13 protein-coding genes are annotated in these 15,789 nt (G+C 44.1%); 1 reads left to right on the top strand and 12 read right to left on the bottom strand.

Annotated features, from left to right (window positions below; genetic code table 11):
- The first annotated feature begins 78 nt into the window (after positions 1 to 78).
- Positions 79 to 624 carry a pyridoxamine 5'-phosphate oxidase family protein gene (locus tag MHH56_RS07915; protein WP_339207596.1) on the top strand — a complete coding sequence of 182 codons (546 nt, stop codon included), beginning with the start codon at positions 79 to 81 and terminating at the stop codon, positions 622 to 624.
- A gap of 29 nt (positions 625 to 653) precedes the next feature.
- On the opposite strand, the gene MHH56_RS07910 is transcribed toward MHH56_RS07915, so the two are convergent.
- The 12 genes from MHH56_RS07910 to MHH56_RS07855 all read right to left on the bottom strand — a co-directional run bounded on the left by MHH56_RS07910 (position 654) and on the right by MHH56_RS07855 (position 15,786).
- Positions 654 to 1,133 (bottom strand): GNAT family N-acetyltransferase, encoded by a 480-nt coding sequence (locus tag MHH56_RS07910; RefSeq protein ID WP_339207595.1) that lies wholly within the window; start codon positions 1,131 to 1,133, stop codon positions 654 to 656.
- Positions 1,134 to 1,253: 120 nt separating this feature from the next.
- Positions 1,254 to 3,116 (bottom strand): beta-L-arabinofuranosidase domain-containing protein, encoded by a 1,863-nt coding sequence (locus MHH56_RS07905; protein ID WP_339207594.1) that lies wholly within the window; start codon positions 3,114 to 3,116, stop codon positions 1,254 to 1,256.
- Positions 3,117 to 3,125: 9 nt separating this feature from the next.
- A complete protein-coding gene (locus tag MHH56_RS07900; RefSeq protein ID WP_076267977.1) occupies positions 3,126 to 3,956 on the bottom strand; it encodes a carbohydrate ABC transporter permease in 831 nt (276 codons plus the stop codon).
- Positions 3,953 to 4,891, bottom strand: coding sequence for a sugar ABC transporter permease (locus tag MHH56_RS07895; RefSeq protein ID WP_076268074.1), 939 nt, complete (start codon positions 4,889 to 4,891; stop codon positions 3,953 to 3,955). Before MHH56_RS07895 ends, MHH56_RS07900 begins: the two co-directional genes overlap by 4 nt.
- A gap of 84 nt (positions 4,892 to 4,975) precedes the next feature.
- Positions 4,976 to 6,412: a sugar ABC transporter substrate-binding protein gene (locus MHH56_RS07890; RefSeq protein ID WP_339207593.1), complete on the bottom strand. Its 1,437-nt coding sequence runs from the start codon at positions 6,410 to 6,412 to the stop codon at positions 4,976 to 4,978.
- Between the two features lie 124 nt (positions 6,413 to 6,536).
- The gene (locus MHH56_RS07885) at positions 6,537 to 8,309 is read right to left on the bottom strand and encodes a sensor histidine kinase (RefSeq protein WP_339207592.1); all 1,773 of its coding nucleotides are present in this window, start codon (positions 8,307 to 8,309) and stop codon (positions 6,537 to 6,539) included.
- A gap of 2 nt (positions 8,310 to 8,311) precedes the next feature.
- On the bottom strand, positions 8,312 to 9,904 hold the full coding sequence (locus tag MHH56_RS07880) for a response regulator (RefSeq protein WP_339207591.1): 1,593 nt from the start codon (positions 9,902 to 9,904) through the stop codon (positions 8,312 to 8,314).
- A 226-nt stretch (positions 9,905 to 10,130) separates the two neighbouring features.
- Positions 10,131 to 10,700: a histidine phosphatase family protein gene (locus MHH56_RS07875; protein ID WP_339207590.1), complete on the bottom strand. Its 570-nt coding sequence runs from the start codon at positions 10,698 to 10,700 to the stop codon at positions 10,131 to 10,133.
- Between the two features lie 39 nt (positions 10,701 to 10,739).
- Positions 10,740 to 11,696, bottom strand: a complete 957-nt coding sequence (locus tag MHH56_RS07870) for a serine hydrolase (RefSeq protein WP_339207588.1) — start codon at positions 11,694 to 11,696, stop codon at positions 10,740 to 10,742.
- Entirely contained in the window at positions 11,693 to 14,095 is a 2,403-nt protein-coding gene (locus tag MHH56_RS07865) for a hypothetical protein (RefSeq protein WP_339207587.1), read from the bottom strand. The genes MHH56_RS07870 and MHH56_RS07865 overlap by 4 nt, the downstream gene beginning before the upstream one ends.
- Positions 14,096 to 14,215: 120 nt before the next feature.
- Positions 14,216 to 15,235, bottom strand: a complete 1,020-nt coding sequence (locus tag MHH56_RS07860) for a DUF4871 domain-containing protein (RefSeq protein ID WP_339207586.1) — start codon at positions 15,233 to 15,235, stop codon at positions 14,216 to 14,218.
- The gene (locus MHH56_RS07855) at positions 15,232 to 15,786 is read right to left on the bottom strand and encodes a sigma-70 family RNA polymerase sigma factor (protein WP_339207584.1); all 555 of its coding nucleotides are present in this window, start codon (positions 15,784 to 15,786) and stop codon (positions 15,232 to 15,234) included. The genes MHH56_RS07860 and MHH56_RS07855 overlap by 4 nt, the downstream gene beginning before the upstream one ends.
- Positions 15,787 to 15,789 lie beyond the last annotated feature (3 nt).

The raw sequence follows: 15,789 nt of genomic DNA, 5'->3' as shown, positions 1-15,789 counted from the left end.
TTCGGAATCTGCCCCTTTTCACAGGGACAATTGTTCATTACTATTACATTATCATAAAGACAAAGGGTGTGCCTAAATATGTTTCCTGTAAGATTACAGAAAAGAGAGTGTACTGATCAGGGCAAGATTCAATCCTTTTTATTAAACGCAAAAACAGGATTCCTTGGCCTATCTGCCGATGGAATCCCTTACGTTGTTCCGTTAAATTTCACTTGGCTGAACGACACTGTTTATTTTCACGGTGCTGCTGACGGGCGGAAAATCTCCTATATCGAGCAAAATCCAGAAGCTTGTTTTACCGTAAGCGAAGAATATGGAACATTAACTGACCCCGTGCCTGCTCATACCGATACCTCTTATATGAGCGTTATGGTTTCTGGGAAAATACAGTTTGTTAATGAAATAGACGAGGCTTCAAAAGCTATGCAAAGCATGCTGGACAAATATGTGCCTGGCTACTATAAGCAACCGTTGTCCAAATCGCATTTGGAAAAATACGAATCATCTTTGGGAAGTAAAACCAAAGTATTTAAATTAATAGCAGCTTCCATCTCTGCGAAAGAAAACGAGAAAGTAGAGAGCGCTATGTTTTATCCAGGTAAAACGGTACACAACGATTTGTAATAACGGTTAGACAACTAAAGAAATCATCATTACCGATGAGCAATCGTCAATTGAAACTTTTGCCTTGAACCGCCTTCGGGACCGTTTGGAATCGATTCCTCCAAGGGAAGGAAACCAAATTTTTCATAAAGGCGCCTTGCAGGCATCCCGTCTGGAATATCATCGCCAAATGTTATGACTGCTATTTCTGAAGGAACATCTACAAGCGTTAGAACATGATTCAGCAATGCCGATGCCACGCCTTTATTTCTTGCTTTAGCGGAGACAGACAACCAGCCGATTTTGTAGCTTGGGGCGTTAGATGTAGAAAGCAATAGTCCCCCTAACAGGCTGCACCCTGGCGAACCATCATATTCCCGCACGCAGAACGCGCGATTTTGATGTATATTTCTCTCTAGTGCCAGAACAAAGTTTGGATCATCTACCATTGGGCCAAAGAGGTACTCCACCTCAGCAGCCAGCTCTAACCATCCATTTAGATCTTCTAATGTTGCGTTTACGACATTCATTTATTATGTCTCCCTTTAACTGCTTCCTGAACAAAAAACCGAAAGATAGACACTTTATAAAAAAGCGTCTTGTCTCTCGGATTTTTGCTTATCTATCTATTTCATTTTAAAGCATTCTGCTTAATAACGATATAAGTGACGATCTTCTTTTTCACGAATCCATACCTGCATGAAGCCCGCATCTCGGTTATCCCATGCATAATAAGGAATAAATAAACAAGCGCTGCCTTCAGCCACTTTTCCTTTCAGAACAGTCACGCCGCCAAGCCATTCTGCTCGGTGCTCAATGAATAGCGGGTCATGTGCTGCAAGAGAAAATTCATCGTAGGATAACTCCATATTATCAGTCTGCTCTATGCAGTACACCACAGGTCCGCGCTGCAGAGCAATTCTTCCAATGTTAGCTTCCACCTCCGGCCGTGACCGAATAACTTCAACTGGCATATCCAGCTCTAATACAATGGAGTCTCCCTGTGTCCAGCAGCGATTCAATACGAGATAACCATTTTCGATCTTTCCTTCCGATGGCTGCGGCTGCTCCCCTAGAAGCGATAGCTTATATCCTCTGCACCAGCCAGGAACACGAAGCCGGATATCGAACGTTTCCGCTTGATCCAAGATTACCGCAACTTCGATTTTTCCATCCCAAGGATACGCGGTTGTCTGCTTAAGTTTGACGGTTGTCCCGCCTTTTATTTCCAAAGCAGTTTCCCCGTTCATGTATTGATTGACGACTACTCCAGCATCCGTAGCAGCATAAGCATATTGTCCAATGGATGGTAAAAATCTAACTAGGTTAGTCGGGCAGCAAGAAGTGCCAAACCAATCGACTCGATGATGCTCGCCCTTTGATGCAAGCGGATTGACGTAGAAAAATTTGTCGCCAGACAACGAGATTCCCGCTAAAGCGCCATTGTACATTTCCCGCTCTACAACATCAGCATATTTGGCATCGCCAAACAACAAGTTCATCCGGTGATTCCAAAAAACCATAGCGATCGCCGCACAGGTCTCGCAGTAAGCCGATTCATTTGGTAGATCGTAATCATGTGTAAAGCCTTCATTATGCTGAGATGGCCCGATGCCGCCGGTCACATACATATTCCTTTCAACCGTATGCGACCAAACGCGGTGCAGCACATCAATATACGTCTGATCACCGGAAGCATGCACGACATCAGCCATCGCGGTGTACAAATACATCGCTCGTACAGCATGTCCTGTTACCTTCTCAATATCGCGAACAGGTACATCATCCTGGCAGTACGCAGGGCCCCATTCCTCTTTGTCCCAAATGGCACCTTTACCATGACCATGACCACGTTCTTCAAGCAGCCAAAGCGCCAGCTTCCAATAACGATCCTCGCTGGTCGTGCGGTAAAGCTTCACAAGCGCAAGCTCAATTTCCTCATGCCCTTCCACCCAGTGCCGCTTGCCAGGGCCAAATACGCGATCATAATGATCAGCCATTTTGCATGCTACATCCAGCAGCTTCCGCTTTCCTGTCGCTTCGAAATAAGCAACCGCTGCTTCAATCAGATGACCACCATTATACATCTCGTGTTTTTCCATATCCGACCACTTGAGATCAGGCGCTTCAAGCGTGTAATAAGTACTTAAATATCCATCCGCTTCCTGCGCCGCAGCTATGAGCTCAATAATCCGATCGATCTCTGCTTCCAGTACTGGATCACGATCCGTCATAAGTGCATAAGCGGCACCTTCAAGCACCTTATACACATCGGAGTCGTTGTAATACATCCCTTCAAATTTGCCTTCCAGCAGTCCGCCTGCTATTGCAAAATTGTCAATTCGGCCTGTCTCCTCGCATTTGACTAAACATGCCTTCATCGTAATATTTTTGATAACTTCCAGCCGCGGCCTCCAGAAAGCATCATCGATCTCAACTTTCGTAAAGGGCACGTTTTTCCAGCCTTTTATAACCTTCGTTTCACTTAATGTCACGTCTAACCATCCTTTCATCGCTAATTGTTATCCTTTCAATCCCGTTAACGTAATGCCTTCCAGAAAATAACGCTGGCCGATTAAAAATACGAGTACGCAGGGCATAACGACAGTTGCTGATGCCGCCATGAGCAAATCCCATTGCGCCGTATAGCTGCCTTGAAACATTTGCAAGCCAAGTGCTAGCGTAAAGCGGCTGTCACTCTTCAAATAGATAAGCGGTCCCATAAAGTCATTCCATGAACCTAAGAAGGTAAATAGCGCAACGACGATAACAGCCGAACGGCTAAGCGGCATAAGAATACGCCAGTAAATTTGAAAATAATTAGCCCCGTCCACAAAAGCAGCCTCGTCAAAGTCACGCGGAATCGTCATGTAGAATTGGCGCAGCAGGAAGATATTAAAGATACCTCCGCCAAAGAACGCTGGTACGATAAGCGGATAGAACGTATCATAGAACCCCAGCGTTTTCCATCCAAGAAAGCTCGGAATTAACGTAACTGCAGCAGGCAGCATCATGCTGGTCATGAGGATTGCAAAAATCGTGTCTCTGCCTTTCCACTGAATACGAGAGAAACCAAAAGCTGCGATCGTACTCGTCAGCACAGTTCCGATAATAACGCTGAAAACTATAATAAGCGTATTCTTGAAAAATTGTCCGAAAGGCAGCACGGTAAGCGCTCTCTCGTAGTTGTCCCATTTAAAAGGATTTGGAATCCATTCCGGCGGCATAACGAAAATTTGCGATAAATCCATCACTGAGCTTCGAATCAGCCAAACGAACGGAATAATAAACATAACTGAAATAATAATAAGGGCCGCATAACCTGCTGTCAGCTTGAGCTTGGACTCTCTCATGATTTTTCCCCCTCGTAGTAAACCCAAGATTTCGAGGTTTTGAATACGATAAACGTAAAGAACAAAATAATGATAAATAGAATCCATGCCAGGGCAGATGCATAACCCATCTCTGTATCACGGAATGCTGTACTCCACAAATAAAACACGAAAAATAAACTTTTATTATTCGGCCCGCCCTGTGTCAAAATGTAGGCTTCGCTAAACACCTGGAAAGAACCGATAATCGTCATGATGGTATTAAAGAAGATTGTTGGCGTTACCATCGGGATCGTAATATGGCGCAGCTTATGCATCCAACCTCCGCCGTCGACATCAATGGCTTCATAGTACTGCTTCGGAATACCCGAAAGCCCCGCTAGAAAAATAATGACCGTGCCGCCTATTCCCCAAAGCGTCGTTAAGACAACAGATGGAATAACACTGCTCTCCCCAAACAACCAGTTGCTTGTCGGCAAATGAAGCCATGCGAGCACCGTATTAACTAAACCAAGGTCTGGATTAAGCAGCCACAGCCATATCATGGACGATGCAACCGCTGGAACGATACTTGGCAAATAAATAATGGTGCGGAACAACGATCTACCCTTTACATTCATATTAAGGAGCAGCGCCAACAGAAAAGAGATGATGATAACGGCAGGTACCCGCAAAATAACAAAATAGAAGGTAACGCCTAGTGATTTATAAAATAAATCATCTTCACCTGAGAACAGCTTGGCGTAATTATCGAATCCAATAAATGAGGTTGTATCCTTGAACACGCTGTAATCGGTTAAACTGAGCACCAAACTAGCAATCATAGGACCAAGCGTAAATATGATGAAGCCTAGTATGGCAGGAGCTGTAAACAATAACCCGTAGAATAATGCCTTACGCTCTCTTATGCGACTTTTTTTACTGACTGCTGGAATGGTTTGCGCAGGAATATCCATGCCCATACTTGCCTCCTATCCTAAGAAGACGGCGGTCTTCAGGAAGAACGCCGTCAATCCGACTATAGTTCTTTCTTTAAATGGTTATTGTACGTCACGGCGTCCTTGAACCTGTGCTTGTGCTTTCGCAGCGATAGAATCCATTGCCTCTTGAGCGGTTTGCTGACCTAACCAAACTTTATCAAGTGCTGGATTAACGATATCCATAATTTTATTAAAGTTTTTCACATAAGCGGTTGGTGTTGCATGGCTGTTGCTCAATACCATCTCAACGACCGCATCCTTGTAGCCCGATGGGCGAGAAGGCAGGTTTTCAGTCCATCTGGTTAGGTAAGATTCATCCGTGTACCACTCTTTATGAGATGGCATCCAAGTGCCGGCAGTTAGCAGCTCGATTGAAGCTTCAGGATCAATCAGTGCCTTCAAAAGCTCCCATGCTTCCTCCGGATGTTTTGTTGATTTAAACATCGAGAACATGCCAGAAACGACAGTCGTCATCGGCTGTTTCATAACGGGGAGCACGCCAACGTTAAAATTGAAATTGGATTGTGCCAAGCTTGTGCTTGCCCATTGACCATCAAATGCCATCGCTACTTTTTTGGTTTGCAACGCAACGTTGGTGCCTGGTATATTTTTCGCTTGAACAGGTGACGGCGCTACATGATGAACATTAATAAGATCGGAAATCTTCTGAATAGCTTCTACAGCTTCTGGCTGGTTCAGAGCAAAGGTTTTGCCGTCCTCAGACAAGAAGTCTCCGCCATTCGAATAGATGAAGTTGCTGTATGCGCCCCACCAAGTTGGTACGTTGACTCCGAATTGTTTAATATTTTTAGGATCAAAGCCTTCTTCTGTCGCATTCTTGCCTTTGTTGTCAATCGTAAGTTTCTTCGTAACCTCTACGAACTGATCCCATGTCCACGCTTCAGAAGCTTTGGCTGGCGGAGGTGTTAAGCCTGCATCCTTAAATACATCTTCGTTATAAAATAAAGCAAAAGATTCTGGGCCAGGCGCAATACCGACTACATTGCCTGGCTCCGAGGAATACATAATGTTAGGAACGAGTCTATCCACAGTCAACTCCGTATCCTTATCAAGGAAATCCTGAAGGTTAACGAACTTGCCTTCTTCCGCTAAAGGAAAAGCGATCGTGCTGGACTCCATCATGGCAATGTCCGGCTCATCGTTGCCGGCTACCATGGTCGTTAATTTCGTATCGTAATCCGCTGAAATGGCTTGGAAATCAACTTTAATATTTGTATGCTTAGCCTCAAAACTAGCGACTGCTTTCTTAAATGCTGCGATCTCATCAGGTGCGCCCCAAGCGGTAAGACGCAGTTTGATCGGATCTTTGGATACATTTTCACCGCTGCCTGTATTTTCGGTGTTGCTTGAGCCATTCGTCGCCCTAGCCTGAGAATTTTTGTTACCCGAATCAGACTTCGTGCAAGCCGATAATACGCTGATTGCCATAAGCAGCACAACTAAGAGAACGGAAACCGATTTCCATTGTCTTCTCATATTCGTAACGAGCCCCTTTCATTTATCCATCTCATTGGCTCATAGCTGCAGTCTATGATGGTTTTATTGTAATCGATAGATAACGCTTTCAAAACCCGAGTATTATTGGAATGGTGGACTATTATTAGGTATCGAGCGGCAGTCTTATCAGAATGCTGGCACCTGATCCTGGCACGGACCGAATCTCGATGCCGTATTCATCACCGTATGCCATCTGTATACGGGAGATCGTGTTTTTAATGCCGACCGAAGAAGATTGTTTGTACAAAATCACCTTGATCATCTCTTCGCTTATTCCTCGTCCATTATCATTAATCTCAAAAAAACGTTTTCCCTCCTCTGCCCAGCCGTGAATGAGGATAACGCCCCCCTCTTCCATCTGATTAAACCCGTGCAAAATAGCATTCTCAACAAACGGCTGAAACAGCAGCCTAGGCAGCTTATGATCATAAAGGATCGGATCAATTTCATAGTTAACGGTAAACTTGCCTTCGAACCGCGCAGACATAATATAAAAGTAGTTTTTCATCCATTCGATTTCCTCTGACAGATGAACGGCGCCCCATTCCTTCCGAGAAGTATAATGCAGCATATTGGACAAACAGACGAGCATCTTGCTTAACTCCTTCTGATTATTTTCAATCGCTGTCCAATTCATAATATTGAGCGTGTTATACAGAAAATGAGGATTCATCTGCATATTGAGCGCATGAATTTCTGCTTCCTTTTCCTTTAGCTTAATCTCATAGTTTTCTTTGACGAGCAGGTGAATCCGATCATTCATCCGGTTAAATCGCTGCATCAAGATGCCGAATTCGTCATTCGTGCTGACTTCCACGCGGGTTTGAAAATCGCCTTCGCCAACGGATCTCATCGCTCCGAGCAGCTTCTTAATCGGACCTGTGATGCGGCTTAATATAAAATAGGCAAATAAAAATGCAATTCCGCTCAATATAGCAGCTAACACAATCGTTGAGGTTCGAATAACAGGCACAAGGTTGCTTACCAATGCAGACTCTGGCGTTATTACGATCGACAACCATCCGGTTACGGTTGAGCGGTCAAAGCATATGATCATATTCTCGCCGTTCAGCTTCATTCGCTGAGTACCGCTTCCCGTCATGCGGAATGAATCCACCCAATTCTCGTTGAAGCTTTTTGTCACTTGTGACACATCACTGCCGGCAACTACCATGTCGTTCGAATCTAATACCATATAGCGGGAACCGACTGGTATGCTCTTCTCAAACAGGGCATCCAGTACGGTTGATTTGAAGCTTATCGTAAGCACTGGACGCTCCACATTCGGATTCAGCTTAATTAATGTACTGTCTTCCATATGTGAGAAATTGAGCAAACGCGTGGCTGAATATAAATAGCGATAATCGATCATGCTCTTGGAAAGATAAGACTGATCAAACATCTCCGTAAAATCATAGGTAGGATACCAAATCATTTTTCCACCCGCATGCACAGCTTGCTTGTAAATAGTTGAAAGTGTAGGATCTCCTTGCGGCATATTTTGCGAATTGCCGAAGGTGAAGTAAGAAGTCCAAAGCTGATAGGCGTACACATCATTGTTTTGTGAAAAGTATTTGCTGAGAATAGTAGATACGCGTCGATCAGCTGCCAGCAGCTCCTCAGCCTTTGCTGGATTCAGCTGACTGAAAATTTGAAACAGATCCTTGTCTACGAACAAGGCCAAACTGTTCTGATCGACAACTTTGAGCTTCGTATCGATGACTTCATTATTTTTTTTGACGATCTCATAAACATTTTTTTGCGCTTGCTCCGTCACAACCTTAAGGCTTGTTCGATAAAATAAAGTGCTTAACACAAGGAACGGCAAAGCAATTAGAATGATATAGCTGATGAACAACCGTGATCGAAATGTCATATTCATATCTCGTCTCTATTCGTTGTAAGGGATTTGTGCTTATAAGCTTCCGGCGATAGACCATTCTGCTTCTTGAACACTCGGCAAAAATACTTCGTATCGCGATAGCCGCATTGCGCAGCTATATCATAAATTTTCAAATGGCCATCTCTGAGCAATTGTTTTGCCCGTCGCATCCGAGCCTCGGTAATATGGTCAGAAAAAGACTTTCCGGTACGGCTTTTAATCAATGTGCTGAAATAAGACGGATTAAAGGCAAACTGTTCAGCTGCCATCTCTAGTGTCAAATCCTCCATATAATTCTCTTGTATCCAGCTCAAGCACTGTTCCATAATAATCTCGTTTTTCCCTTGCTTCATGTTCCGTAACGCTTGGTGCAGATCACGAATTTGAGACTCCAAGAGCGCCAGCAGCTCACCATAACTATCGCATGCAGGTATTTCCGTTACGACAGTATTCGTGAGGACGCTTCCAAAGTTTCTTTCGACAACATCTCTTGTTCTGCTTTTAAGCTTCATAAGTGTGAGTGAGGCACACTCTTTAATAAGCTGCGGCTCCGTGTGGCCCTCGCCTGCCAGTTCTTGAAAGGCAGATCGGCACAGCATGATGGCAGCCATTGGATCGTTATCCTGCAACGCTTCAAAAAGCCGCTCCCCATCTAAGTGAAAGGACTTGCTGGAGTGGTTCAGCTCATCATGAAATAGGACCCCTTGCCAGCAATCATGGAAATTATACTCACATGCAGTTTGAGCCGTTCGGTAAGAATGCGGCAGCTGCTCTACTAAAGATAAACAGCTCGTCCCCATGCCATGAACAAGCCGGCCATACGGCAGCCACTCCTTGTTTGTTTCGCTAAATGCCAATCGAATCTCATCGCGTCTAAGGAATGGGCTCGGCGTACGCACTATGGTAATCGCTTGGAATACGTCTTCTCGAAGCGAATTAATAGAGAAGGTACTGGCTTGACCGTAGCAGGACCCTAAATGCTCCAGCTGCTGCATCAACGCAGGTGTATAGAGGCTCTTATCCTCGTCAAGATGAATGGTGAGTTCAGAAAAGATAACTGTACCGCTTCCTTGCACAATTTCGAGCGCTTCAAGCTCCACTTGCTCCGCTGCTGATAGATTGCCGCTTAACCATGACAAAAGCAGATTGTTCTGGTAGGCAGAGGAGGTTAACTTAAGCCGATGCTGCAGTTTTTCGGAAGCTTCACTCTGCATGGACTCCGCCGCTAGTTGTGCATCAAGCCGCCCCAAAATATCCTCCACTTTATCTATATCAATCGGCTTCAACAAGTAGTCATAAGCGCCATGACGCAGAGCAGTTTGCGCATATTCAAATAAATTATAAGCCGATACCATAACTACCTTCGGTCGATGTTCCTTATCCTCAAGCCATTTCAATAAAGTCAATCCATCCATATTAGGCATCTGGATATCCGTCAGTACAATTTGCGGTTGATCCTGTTGAATGATAGCGATAGCAGCTGCCCCATCCTTCGCTACTAATATTTCAGCTTTTGGCCGCATCGCACTAACTAATTTAGCCATTCCTCTGAGATGCCTTGGCTCATCGTCTACAATTAGTATTTTCAATCCGCTCACGCTCCATCTTCATGCGGTCGCTTTCACTCATTTACTGATGAATTTCCGCATTAGTTGTTAATTTAATAGCGAGTATAACACTAAATATCTGGTCTGTTGCAAAAAAATAATACATGATCCTATATATGTAATGAACGATCTCGTTGGAATGATAGCATACAAAAAGGCCATCCTTTGCAGGATGACCATTGGTTTCAATGGATTCTCGTCGCCTTACTTAAGTCCATATCCTTTCCACATGCTCAAGCTTATTCAGATTAAATGTTAATTTATAAATATCTGGCTTCGAGGTCGTATTCCAAAAATCAAATCCAAACTTATTATCATAATGGTTCATAATGATCGTCATTATATTTCCATGTGTACCCAAAACAATGTTTTTACCTCGGTGCTCCTCCAGTATTCTCTCTATGACGGGTATCGCTCTTTGTTGTACGCTTCGAGTCGTTTCGCCGCCCTCCAAAGCAAAATCGATATCGATAAAAGATTTCCTTATCGCTTCATACAGAACGTCCCAAGTAGCCTTATAATCCAAACCCTTTATCGCTCTTTCCACCAGTTCTTCATACTCTACAATCGTCATCGCTTTCCGCTTTGCTAAAAGCTCAATCGTCTGCACCGCTCTGGTGTAGGAGCTGGATGCCATAAAATGAATATCGACATCGCCCAGCACCTCTGCAACACGTTTTGCTTCTAAGAAACCCTCCTCCGAAAGCCCGCGCGTTCGTTCTTGTCCAAATTCAAAAGGCGATTCTGCGTGTCTAACCATATAAATGACCGTATTCATAGGTTTATCCTCCGTTAATGTTCAGATCATAAGCAGCTTTTATTTAATCGCTTGGCTAAGAAACAAGTCATGAATATCCGGATACGATTTGCTCGATGGTGTGGGTGTCGCTTGTATGACGGATACAAATTGATGCTCAGGAATGACATTCACCTCTTGCCCGCCAAATCCGCGACATCCATATCCAGCTTGAGACAGCCACCACAAAAAACCATAGGACGGATAGGATGGGGTTATCGCTTGCTTCACAAACGCTGGAGAAACAATCTGTTTGCCATTAATACTGCCATCTCCTAAAAATAGCAAACCTACCTTAGCCATATCTCTAGCAGACAAATCCGATTGTTCTTCACCCTTCATTACCGTATAGGAGAAACCGCATGGACTGCTCGGCCAAATTCCACTGGCGATATCGAGCGGTTTATACATTTCATGATAAATGAGATCGTAGGATGTGCTTCCATAGGCTTTGCCTATGACCGCTGATAACAACATGACATCCCATTCCTTATACTGAAAATTCATGCCAGGAACACTGTGCATGTCAATATCAGCGATATGCGATAGCCAGTCATTCGTACGCATCATTTGCTGCATCATCGGACAATGGTAATGAACACCGCCATTCCAGTAAATGCCTGATGACATTGTTAGCAAATGCCGAATCGTAATCAGCTTATGATAATGATGGTTATGACCAGCAAAGGCGGGCAAATAATTGCCTATCGGTTCATCTAGATTATTAATCAAGCCTTTGTCCAAACAGATGCCTACAGCGATGGCTAAAATACTCTTCCATACTGATTTAATAGAATGCCTCGTATTTTCATTACACTTATTGAAGTAACGTTCATAAACCAGTTTCCCATTTTTCACAATGATCACGCTGTTTATGAGTCTATATCGCTTTTGCTTCACATAATCATCTATCTGCTCTAGAAGTTTAGCATCCATTCCCTCCGCCTCGGGAGTGGACAACTGCCATTCAAAGCTCATTTCAACACCTGCTTTATATATTTCCCGATGATGGAATGACGGTTCGACATTAGTTCAATCGGCATACCCTCCGCGATAATAGCTCCCCCGTCACTTCCGCCACCAGGTCCCATTTCGATAATATAATCACAATTGGCGAGCACAGCTGGATCATGCTCTGTAATGATAACTGTATTGCCAGCATCTGCGAGCTGCTGCAGCAATGTCATCAGCCGCTCCGTATCTGAGAAAGAAAGGCCTGTCGTCGGTTCATCCAAAATATATACATTATTTTTCCCGCTTTGCCTGCACAGCTCCTTGGCAAGCTTAATCCGCTGCGCTTCACCGCCTGAAATAGATGGCGTCTTTTGGCCGAGCGTAATATAACTCATCCCTACACTTTCGAGCGTACTGAGCGTGGCCGATATCATTTTGTCATAAGCCAAAGATTGTTCTTTTCCAAAAAAAATGCCGGCCTCTGCGACACTCATCATCATAATTTCCTTAATGTTCTTTCCCTCAAGCCTTACACTTAGAGCCTCTTCAACAAATCCGGTTGCCCCGCACATATCGCACTCTACCTCTATGAAGTTGCCGAAGCCAACATAATGGTTTTTAAAACCTTCGCCCTTGCAGCCTCTACAGCCTCCTTCAGAATTAACGGTAAACAGACCGGCTGTATATCCTTTTTCCACCGCATCAGGTGTTTTGCTGAACAAAGTCCTGATTCGATCAAATATACCCGTATAGGTTGCTGGACAAGAGGTTTTGCTCCTTCCAATGGGCTTCTGGTCCACCACTATACATTTTTTAATCTGCTCGAATCCAAGTAACGTCACCTCGTCTTGCAGCACATGCTCTGTATCATCGTTGTCATATATGAACTTGCTTTGGAGTGATTGCTTAAGCTTTGGTACTAGTGTGTGCTGGATTAAGCTGGATTTGCCGCTGCCCGATACTCCCGCTATTCCCACCATCAGTCCAAGAGGTATCGTCACGGAGACATCCCGAAGATTATGTAGGCTCGCATGCTCCAGGCTAAGTACTTTGCTTGGATCGGCTAACTTATATTGTGTTTTGACATGCAAGGTTTTGGTGCCATTCAAATAAGGGGCTGTTCGCGATCGTTCACAAGCCATAAAATCAAGGTAGCTGCCTTGGAAAATGAGCTCTCCTCCTTGAACTCCCGCTTCGGGTCCAAGATCGACAATGTAATCGGCAGCTTGCATAAATTTATGATCATGCTCTACAGCAACGACTGTGTTTCCTCGCTCCACTAAGCCTTGAATGATGCTTATCAGCATCTCCTTCTCTACTTCATGCAATCCGATTGTAGGCTCATCGAATATAAAAATAATAGAATCCATATCCGCAATAATAAAAGACGCCAGAAACAGACGCTGGATTTCACCGCCTGAGAGCGTAGGAACTGGACGCGATAAAGAAAGATGATGAAGCCCTACATCGACCATACACTTAAGTTTCATGACCATTTCATCCAGCAAATTTTTGCTTGATACATTGGCTTGCTGCTTTTGCAAAAAACCAAGCAGTTCGTTGATGTACATATCCTCGAGCTCTTTAATCGTTTTCTCACCAATTGTGGTATGAATCGCCTGAAGGCCAAGACCTGTGCCTTTACATTTGGGGCATGGGATCGAATCCGCATTAATCCCCCATAAATTCACTTCTTTGTCTTTGCTGCCATGTCTCTTCACTTTGCTGGCCATATGTTTCATCATATCTGTAAAAACAACAACTGCACCTGCAAATCCACTCTTGCGGCAGCCATACTTAAAGGAATGAAAAACATCATCCGGCAAAACACCGATTTTGTCATTTATATCAATCTTGTATATTTCACAAAACTTTTTGAAGTTTCCTCTATGAAAACGATGCTTGACCAAAAAACCATCAAACACGTTTTTTATTTGTGTTTCCGGATTAAGAATCGCTTCTTCTTGAATCATCTGATGGCTTCCCGTACCAAGACACTTCACACACATTCCCTTAGGTGAGTTCCTCTGAAACAACTCCATGGAGAGCGGCAGCCCGTCATTGTAGGCAGGATCACGTTTGCCATACGTTGCAAACAAAATGGCAAGTAAATTCCCGATTTTTGTCCGCGTGCCTACTGTACTTCTAGGATTGGATTGCCGGACGATACGCTGCTCAATTGCTACCGCAGGGGACAAACCCGTTATTTTATCAAAAGAAGATACCGCATCAACCATATACTGCGTACCCGAGAACAATAGATAGCGCCGCTTTCCTTCTTCATATAACGTATCGAAAGCAAGACTCGATTTGCCGCTTCCCGATACGCCTGTTATGACTGTCAGCTTATTTCTTGGAATACGAACATCGATATCCTTGAGGTTATGCAGCCTTGCTCCTTCTATCTCTATGAACGCTTTCATGCATGCACTCCATTCTGGCATAGATCTCATACCCATAATTTACCGCACATACGTTCTTATGTAAATAGTTTACTAAAAAGGCTGCCTAATGGCAGCCTTCTCGTTTTAAAATAATGAATATCAGCTCGCCGATTCCACCTGAATAGTAATACTGCTAAATAACTTATCTTGAATGTATACGTTTAGCCGCCACATGCCGGCTTCGGGCAGTACCATCGATGATGGAATAACAGCGTCTGCCCCATTCAGCGGAGAGCCCACACTGCGCGCAGAGAAAACTTCAATCTCCTGCGTGGTGCCTTCTTTTACGCCCATAACGTTAAAGCTGCCCGTGAGTTCCTTCTTGCTCCCCCAGAAATACCACATGTACTTATTTCCTTTCCCCGCAACAATCGGCTGCTCGTCGAGGATCAATCCTTGCTCATTTTGATAAGGGCCTACAAGAAATCCAACCTTGTCTTTCTCGCCAGCAAGCACATAGTTGTGAGGCATTCCATCGTTGCCTGTATAAGGCAATTTGAACGTAGATGTGCTTATCCATGGCGAAGGCTCCTGCACTGCCAAAACAAAGTCACCGTAAAATTGTTCATTCAGCTTGACCTCGAATGTCCATGTTCCGCCCAGCGGCAGGCTAAAGCTGGTTGTAAAACGTTCCAACGTCTCATACCCTGAGCTCGGCTCTGTAATGGTCACAGGGGACATAACGGTCAACCGTTTTCCCGATTGCGCATGATAACCTTCAATAGAAATGTTTTTGCCAAGAAAAACATCAATGGGCTGCGTGAAATGGAGAACATAGCCTTGCATGACACCTGCAACCACATTCTCTTCAGGAAATATTTGAAATATCATTTGGCCGTTCTTCCTGTATTCCGTTCGAATCTCCGCTACCCTGCCGCTTCCATTTGTTCCGACGATTTGTGAAGGGCTCGTAAACAGCTTGCTCAAATCTGTGACAAACAGAATATAGACAAGGACGGCTGCGATTGCACTCAGTGCTCCCAGACGAGCAATATAAGACTTTTTCTTCGGTTTATCATTGGCCCTATAAACAATTTTCTCCTTCAATTGCTCAGTGAAGCGAGGATTCACAAACGGGGAGCGGCTAAGCGCTTCTTCCCACTGTTCTGGCTCCTTCATATGATGTTTCCTCCTTTTGAATCACTTTGCAGTAAACTTGTCATTTTTTTGCGTGCGCGGTGCAGCCTCGATTTAACCGTCCCTTCCGCTATTTGCAGCAAACTTGCCATTTCTTGCATGGATAATTGATAATGAATTTCCAGTATGAGGACTTCTCGGTAGCGCAGCGGAAGCTTCATAACGGTGTTCCAAATATATTTGGTTTCCATAAGGTCAAAAACTTCTGCTTCCGCTGATCTGGATGTTTCCCTTCTTGTTACGAAATCCATCACAATGACCTTAGAAAAATAAGCACTTCTTTTGTACTTATACGTTTTGTTTCGTGTAATGGCAAGCAGCCAGCTCTTCATACTGGCTTCGCCTCGAAATGTATGCAGCTTCTCATATACTGTCAAAAAAACATCCTGACAAATGTCATCTGCCGCATCGGCATTCCGAATTAAAAAGAATGCAAAATTCCAAACGTCGTTGCCATGTGCATTCATCAAATCAATCAATACGGCATCCGTTTCAAATCCTTTTGCCAAATACTTCACATATTCGAGCTCCACCTC

Source organism: Paenibacillus sp. FSL K6-3182 (assembly GCF_037976325.1).
GTDB lineage: Bacteria > Bacillota > Bacilli > Paenibacillales > Paenibacillaceae > Pristimantibacillus.
The sequence above is the reverse complement of the archived record's forward strand: the minus strand, read 5'-3'. Positions and strand labels throughout refer to the sequence as shown.